Genomic DNA, 5,891 nt, shown 5'->3' on the forward strand with positions numbered 1-5,891 from the left:
GGGGGCTGGCCCCCTTGCAGGGGGTTCTGAAGGGGGGCGGAGCCGCCCCTTTCTTTCTTCTATTCAGGCAATTTTGATACCCGAAAAAACTCGAATCCGATCAGTATAGGAAGGTAGCAAGCGTATTGTTTTTACACACCGGTTAAGTTTAAAATACAAGACATGAGTAATGCAGACAGGAGGCTTAAGGTCGGGATAACCGGAGCGGCTGGTGTTGTGGGCACTGCGCTGAGGGAGGGGTTTGCCGGCAGATATGACCTGGTTCTCTATGACATGAGGGATTTGAGCAATGTTGGTACGGTGCGCTCTATGAGGGTCGATCTGACAGACAAAGGGCAGTTGGGTGGGGCGTTTGACGGCCTGGATTGTCTGATCCATCTGGCCGGAGACCCTCGTCCTGATGCACCCCCGCATGTCACGCTACGCAATAATATTGAGGCAACGAGCTATGTATTTGAAGAGGCACGGCGTGCGGGTACAAGAAAGATTGTCTTTGCCAGTTCCAACTTTTACCACCAGGGGGCTGTAATGGAGTCATTAAGAGGCGGCAGGCGGAGGTTCATCCATCTGGATGCCCCACCTTCGCCACTGTGCCTGTATGCGGAATCAAAGGTGTTTGGTGAGATGGCAGGCAGGCATCTGGCCTATTTGGGGATGCAGTTTGTGGCACTCCGGATCGGATGGACTGTAAAGGAGGACAATCCACGCCTCTATGCCGGGCATTACATGGGCGCCATGTTTGTCAGTAAAGGCGACCTGACTCAGGCATTTGAAAAGGCTATCGGCATTGACACAACCTTTCTGCCGGCATTTGTCATCAGCAACAACGCCAACAGCGTCTTCGACCTCTCAGAGACAAGAGAGAAACTGGGCTTTGAACCTGTAGATAAGTACGAAAACTACCTGTAAACTCCCCTTGATCCCATTAAAATACAATATTTTACGAACACACCTCCAACTATCGACAACGTATAAAATTCTCTCATGCAATTGCCCTTTGACCGATGTTAAATTATTCACTTTTTTTATGCCGTCTGTGGTATATTATTATTGTATATGGATAGGGTAAATGTCACTATCATTGGAGCCGGTGTCATAGGGCTTGCGATAGCCGCGGAGTTGTCGGGGGAGTTCGATGACATCCTGGTCATAGAGCGCAACGATGACTTTGGTCGTGAGATAAGCAGCCGCAATAGTGAGGTCATACACTCGGGGATATACTACCCCACAGGTTCTCTGAAGGGGACGTTGTGCGTAGAGGGCGCTGACCTGCTCTATCGCTACTGCCGGCAACACTCAATCGCACATCGCCGCATCGGAAAACTAATCGTCGCAACAGATGAATCCGAAATATCCCCCCTGGAGGAACTCTACCGGCGTGGCAGAGACAACGGCGTCAGTGACCTGACCATCCTGGATGCGGATGAGGTTGCCAGGATGGAGGCCAACGTCAATGCCGTCCGTGCGTTGTTTAGTCCAAACACCGGTATTATCGACTCACATGGCCTGATGAAACGCCTCTGGACAGTGGCACAGGGACAGGGGGTAACGTTTTCTTTTAACGAGGAAGTCGTCTCCATTCAACGACAGACCGATGGCTATGTGGTTAGCATACGCAGTGAGGGCTACAGGTTCTTGTCTGGTGTTGTCATCAATGCGGCGGGATTGTGCTCGGACCAGATTGCTGACATGGTTGGTATCGCAGTTGATCCGGCTGAGTATCGGCTGCACTACTGTAAGGGGTCGTATTTTTCTTATGCCAGGCGTTCACCTGTTGAAAGGCTCATATACCCGGTGCCGGAGAAGAACTTAAAAGGCCTGGGGGTTCATGCCACTCTTGATATGGCAGGACGGTTGCGCTTTGGGCCGGATACCGAGTACGTCGATGACATAGACTACACCGTTGACGCTTCCAAGAAGGACCGCTTTTACGAAGGCGCATGCAAGATCATCAGGGGCATAGACAAGGACGCACTCGTTGCAGATATGGCCGGAGTCAGACCAAAGATAAAAGGCGAGGGCGTAAAGGACTTCCTCATACATCATGAAACCAACAGGGGACTAGAGGGATTTATCAACCTCGTGGGAATTGAGTCTCCGGGATTAACGGCCTGCCTTGCAATTGCATCACGGGTCAGAAAATTTCTTGATGATATTTCTATAGCCAAAAAGGTATAATAAAACTCAGAATGAAAGAGACATCAAGGTTACACGATTGGCTGACAAAACATTTGTCCCAAGGTATAACAAGACAGGTTGGTGATATCACTGACCTGATAAGCAAACTTGACTTTGGATAGCGGCAGATTGTTTTTTAACCTGAAGGTACCATGGGCATACGCGGCACTGCGCAGGCCCTGGCGGCGGTACGTTCCGACATTTGCATTTGTCAGTGGATTTCGCATTTTTCAAACGCTTGCAACGATAACGGTTAGTTTTTCGTGTAATTTATCGTGATAATAACCAACGATATAAAACATATGAGGCCTTCATTCTGAAGGTCTATAACAAATCTTTCAGGGGTACAATGGAAAAGGATTGTCTATTAAAGGAGGAAGAACCTCCAGCGCAAGGAATTCTCCGGCGATTCTGGCCTGATGTTACAACCAGGCAATGGAACGACTGTAGATGGCAACAATCAAACAGCTTAAGGTCAATGCAGGCCCTCCGGCAACTGCTCAACTTAAGCCCTCATGAAGTCTTGAGATACGAAGAGTTGACCCGTAGGTTTCACTACCGTATCACCCCCTATTATCTGTCTCTGATAGACTTTGCAAACCCCGACGACCCGATAAGAAAGCAAAGCATACCGGACCTCAGCGAGCTTGACTTTCAGCGTGTTGGGCACAGCGACCCCCTTGAGGAGGGCGAGGACATGCAGGTGCCTGGCCTCGTACATAGGTATCCCGACCGTGCCCTTGCCGTAGTGACCAACCGGTGTACCATGTACTGTCGCCATTGTACACGCAAGCGGATGTGGCGCGAAGGGGAATCCTTCAGGAGTCGTCAAGAGCTTTCCGCAATGGTTGACTACATCCGCGGTGAGGTTGGCATCAGGGAGGTGATTGTATCGGGTGGAGATCCGCTGACAATGAACCTGCAATTGCTGGATTGGTTCCTGGGAGAACTCAGAACAGTTCCGCGCCTGGAGGTGGTCCGGATCGGCACAAGGTTGCCCGTGGTGTTGCCCATGGGGATTACGGATGGCCTAGTGAAAATGCTTGCCAGACACAGACCCCTGTGGCTCAACACTCAGTTCAATCACCCCGCCGAGCTGACCCCTGCTTCCATTGAGGCATGTGACAAGATACTCAGGGCCGGTATTCCTGTGTCCAATCAATCCGTCCTGCTACGTGGGGTCAACGACTCCGTAGAGGTGATGAAGGAGCTTTGCCATGCCCTGCAGCGAATTATGGTCAGACCATACTACCTGTTTCAGTGTGACCCGGTCAGTGGGGTCGAGCACTTCAGGACGAGCGTCTGGAAGGGCATAGAGATCATTGAGATGATGCGCGGACATACTGGAGGGCTTTGCATCCCCAGCTTTGTGGTGGACGCCCCAGGAGGTGGAGGAAAGGTGCCGTTGCAGCCATTCTATCTGTTATCGGCATCCGAAGATGAGGTGTTGTTGCGCAACTATGAGGGCACGATCACCAGGTACTACAACCCCGGTCGTTCCCCCGCAGAGGCAGAACAAGATTGCGGCGCCCAGCAGACTCACAGTATCCTCGCCGGAGCAGATCTGACCGCACGATACAAAAGAAGGAGGTCCAAGACCGCCTTGGCGCATTAGATAGCGAAAAAAAGCATGGTAAAAGGTTTCGCAGGAACCAGGTGCGACCTGGAGCGAAAAAGAAGGGGTCAAGGGGACTTCTTTGTGGCCGGGGCGGGTGCGACAATTGAGCCAGGGGCGGCTCGCCCCCCGCTGCGACAAGATTGCGCCTCGCCCCCTGGAGCACCAAGAAGCTGAACCTGCATCTTCGCTATATTTCATGGTAACTATACTTTAAGGCAAGAAAAAAGGAGGGCGGCTCCGCTTCTTGGCGCTCCAGGTCGCACCTGGCCCTCCTCAGACCTCCCCCGCAAGGGGACCAGTCCCCCACTGAGCCGGGGGAACTTAGCCGGGGGCGGCTCGCCCCTCGCTGACCCCTTGACCCCTTTATTATGCACTGTGTTTCTTAATTTTACCATGCTTTTTTTAGAGGATACCGGAGCCGCCCCTTTCTTTCTTTTGCTGGCATTCTCCTTTACACTAAACGTAAGTATCTCCCTGTACAGCCTCACCTTTGGCTTCGTACAGGAGGCACAAGATTTCGGTCTGAATCTTAGACAGCGGCACGGCAAGCCTCCTCGATCTGCTCTGCCAGCCGCCGTGCTGCAAGGTCTCCTTCGACCCTCAAACTCTGTGTTATGGCCAGAGCATCCTCGCGGGTTGGATTGGGCACGGGACGACTACTCCACAGGGCAACCGCGCCATACTCCTCAAAGGCACGCCGGTAGAGAACCTCTATGTCGTTGGGTTGATCGGTCATAGTTAAAGTATATCACTTAACGATACAGTTTACAAGTGATCTCTTTGGCCTGCCGTTTTGTCTAAGTTCGCTGCCCCTTAGTTGTTTTACCTGGCCTTGTGTACAGGCAACGCCCTATGGAATGCCTTCAAGTGGCCATCTCTTTGCTAGTTCCAGGGTCTCCAGTATATAATCCATACGGGTATTGACTTGTCGCAACCTCCGTGACATAAATATTCCAATGACAACCAATATACTGTTTGCATACAATAGCAACATTATATAATTGACTATGTCAAAAGGAGGCGACAATGAAGCAGTTTACCAAAAATGACTACGGCACTATCAACAGACCCGGTGGCAACAGACCCGGTGGGCAGGAGCATCCTGCAGCGACAAACAACCAGGAGCGTCCTGCAGCGACACAGAAAGTGGCAGATGAACTGGAAAAGATCAGGGCAATGCTGACCTTTATGGCCGACACGACAGACTTGCTTTTAGCCGCAACGATGCGTGAAAAACAGCAGCCCATGAAAGAGACGCCATATGGCATGCATCTGCTTTTTATGGAACTAATTGCGAGATTGGACAAGGCATGTGAACATCCAAATGAATCCTGGGGGTACCGACACCCACACGACTAACCCGCCTGTCGTCGGCGCTGTGAAGTTTTAGCTTGACGGTCGAGGCAGAAGCCTACCCTAAACCCCTCCCATAAAGGGAGGGGAGGGGACAGGGGGGGTGAAGGGGCGGCTTCTGCTTCCTCTCAGACGCCGGGGATAACCTTTTTCAGTACCTTGACGAATTCGTCTTCGGTAAACGGTTTTGAAATCCATGCCGTAATACCGTACTTGCGGGATTGACTGATTGTTTCGTCCGTTTCGGCGCTGAGGACTATTATCGGTATGAACTTGCCATTTTCTAGCTTTCTTGCCTGTTTAACCAATTCGATGCCATCCATGCCGGACATGGCAAGGTCCGTGATTATAACGTCTACTTTTTCCGTAAGGAGCACAGTGATTGCTTCTTTACCGTCGTCGGCCTCAAGTATGTCACAGTTGGCGGCACACCTCCTGAGTATCTTCTTTACAACCACCCTCATGCTCCGTGAGTCATCCACGATTAAAAATCTCTTGTCTTTCAACGCTGTTCCCTTATCATAATTTGTACATCATTGCCTTAGACTATAGTATTTTACATTAAAGGTAGCTCCAATTGCAAAGTCTCCTGTCCGGCATCCGGCACCAGCAATTCTTACTGAAGGAGTGATCGTATCCTCTTAAAAAAACGTGGTAAAATTATTTTTACGGTTTAAAGACATGGATTCCTGCTTTCGCAGGAATGACAGTTACAGGCGTTTTCCAAGTGTGTCATTGTCTG

General features: G+C 50.9%; 6 protein-coding genes. 4 read left to right on the forward strand and 2 right to left on the reverse strand.

The window, feature by feature from the left end:
- Positions 1–162 precede the first annotated feature (162 nt).
- From HWQ67_RS11715 to HWQ67_RS11725, 3 genes are all read left to right on the forward strand, one after another.
- Complete coding sequence (locus tag HWQ67_RS11715) at positions 163–909, forward strand: NAD-dependent epimerase/dehydratase family protein (RefSeq protein ID WP_218252875.1); 747 nt, start codon at positions 163–165, stop codon at positions 907–909.
- 147 nt (positions 910–1,056) lie between these two features.
- Positions 1,057–2,178, forward strand: coding sequence for an NAD(P)/FAD-dependent oxidoreductase (locus HWQ67_RS11720; RefSeq protein ID WP_218252876.1), 1,122 nt, complete (start codon positions 1,057–1,059; stop codon positions 2,176–2,178).
- 349 nt (positions 2,179–2,527) lie between these two features.
- On the forward strand, positions 2,528–3,793 hold the full coding sequence (locus HWQ67_RS11725; RefSeq protein ID WP_218252877.1) for a KamA family radical SAM protein: 1,266 nt from the start codon (positions 2,528–2,530) through the stop codon (positions 3,791–3,793).
- Positions 3,794–4,325: 532 nt separating this feature from the next.
- On the opposite strand, the gene HWQ67_RS11730 is transcribed toward HWQ67_RS11725, so the two are convergent.
- Entirely contained in the window at positions 4,326–4,532 is a 207-nt protein-coding gene (locus tag HWQ67_RS11730) for a hypothetical protein (protein ID WP_218252878.1), read from the reverse strand.
- Positions 4,533–4,822: 290 nt separating this feature from the next.
- Between HWQ67_RS11730 and HWQ67_RS11735 the strand changes: the two genes are divergently transcribed.
- Complete coding sequence (locus tag HWQ67_RS11735; RefSeq protein WP_218252879.1) at positions 4,823–5,155, forward strand: hypothetical protein; 333 nt, start codon at positions 4,823–4,825, stop codon at positions 5,153–5,155.
- Between the two features lie 122 nt (positions 5,156–5,277).
- Here HWQ67_RS11735 and HWQ67_RS11740 read toward each other — a convergent pair whose 3' ends face one another.
- Positions 5,278–5,655 (reverse strand): response regulator, encoded by a 378-nt coding sequence (locus HWQ67_RS11740; RefSeq protein ID WP_218252880.1) that lies wholly within the window; start codon positions 5,653–5,655, stop codon positions 5,278–5,280.
- Between the last annotated feature and the right edge of the window lie 236 nt (positions 5,656–5,891).

The sequence above is a fragment of the Candidatus Magnetobacterium casense genome (assembly GCF_019173545.1).
GTDB classification, from domain to species: Bacteria; Nitrospirota; Thermodesulfovibrionia; order Thermodesulfovibrionales; family Magnetobacteriaceae; genus Magnetobacterium; species Magnetobacterium cryptolimnobacter.

What these genes read in the sequence shown, in the direction of transcription:
- HWQ67_RS11715 (WP_218252875.1), top strand. Translation starts at nt 163, where the DNA reads ATGAGTAATGCAGACAGGAGGCTTAAGGTCGGGATAACCGGAGCGGCT.
- HWQ67_RS11720 (WP_218252876.1), top strand. Translation starts at nt 1,057, where the DNA reads ATGGATAGGGTAAATGTCACTATCATTGGAGCCGGTGTCATAGGGCTT.
- HWQ67_RS11725 (WP_218252877.1), top strand. Translation starts at nt 2,528, where the DNA reads ATGGAAAAGGATTGTCTATTAAAGGAGGAAGAACCTCCAGCGCAAGGA.
- HWQ67_RS11730 (WP_218252878.1), bottom strand. Translation starts at nt 4,532, where the DNA reads ATGACCGATCAACCCAACGACATAGAGGTTCTCTACCGGCGTGCCTTT.
- HWQ67_RS11735 (WP_218252879.1), top strand. Translation starts at nt 4,823, where the DNA reads ATGAAGCAGTTTACCAAAAATGACTACGGCACTATCAACAGACCCGGT.